General features: G+C 47.8%; 1 protein-coding gene. It reads left to right on the top strand.

Annotated features, from left to right (window positions below; genetic code table 11):
- Window positions 1–64: 64 nt before the first annotated feature.
- Window positions 65–1212, top strand: a protein-coding gene (locus ACXAGC_RS20370) for an IS3 family transposase (RefSeq protein WP_159628135.1) whose coding sequence is annotated in 2 segments (ribosomal slippage) — window positions 65–302 and window positions 302–1212 — 1149 coding nt in all. Because the reading frame shifts where the segments join, the coding sequence is not laid out codon by codon here.
- Window positions 1213–1231 lie beyond the last annotated feature (19 nt).

The raw sequence follows: 1231 nt of genomic DNA, 5'->3' as shown, positions 1-1231 counted from the left end.
TGAATCGCCACTAATTTCCTAGACGCCTCTCAGTTAGATAAACTAACTGAAAAGAGAGGTGCTTATGAGCGGTAAACGCTACCCTGAAGAATTTAAAATTGAAGCGGTCAAACAAGTCGTTGATCGTGGCCATTCTGTCGCTGATGTTGCCAAGCGACTCGATATCACTACTCACAGCTTGTACGCCTGGGTTAAGAAGTTCGGCCCTGATTCCAAGAAGCATAATGATTTATCTGAGGCTCAGGCTGAGATAAAGCGACTTCAGAAAGAATTAAAACGGGCTACAGAAGAACGGGATATATTAAAAAAAGCCGCGGCGTACTTCGCAAAGCAGTCCGATTGAGGTACGCCTTTATCAAGGATAATAGCAATAGCTGGCCTGTTCGTTGGCTATGTCGGATGCTGGATGTTCATCCCAGCGGATACTATGCCTGGAGCAGTAAGCCTCTGTCGAAACGCGACAAAGCCAACCGTCGTCTAACAGGACTAATTAAGCAATTCTGGCTGGAGTCTGGTGGCGTGTACGGCTACCGCAAAATTCATTCAGATTTACGGGACATCGGTGAACGATGCGGTATTAACCGCGTGTACCGACTCATGGTTCAGGAAGGATTACGAGCTCAGGTTGGCTATCGTCGCCCCCGGCATCGAGGCGGAGAAAGTCACGTTGTGGTGCCAAACCGGCTGAACCGTGAGTTTAATCCCGCTGCGCCTGATGAAGCCTGGGTAACGGATATCACGCATGTCCGAACTCACGAAGGCTGGCTGTATCTGGCGGTTGTTGTCGACTTGTTCTCCCGAAAGGTAATCGGCTGGTCAATGCAGCAACGAATAACGAAAGACATTGTTCTCAACGCTCTGTTGATGGCTGTATGGCGTCGAAATCCAAAGCAACAAGTGACGGTGCACTCAGATCAAGGAAGCCAATATACCAGTCATGACTGGCAGGCTTTCCTGAAAGCGAATGGTCTGGAGGGAAGTATGAGCCGACGCGGTAACTGTCATGATAACGCCGTGGCGGAAAGCTTCTTCCAACTGCTGAAGCGAGAGAGAATCAAAAAGAAAATCTACTCAACAAGAGATGATGCCCGTGCTGACATATTCGATTACATCGAAATGTTTTATAACTGCAAACGCAAACATGGTTCCAATAATTTACTGTCACCAGTAGAGTATGAAAAACGCCATGTTCAACGGCTGGGAAGTGTCTAGGCTAATAGTGGCGATTCAT

The organism is Alteromonas sp. AWJ4_197, assembly GCF_056160285.1.
The sequence above is the reverse complement of the archived record's forward strand: the minus strand, read 5'-3'. Positions and strand labels throughout refer to the sequence as shown.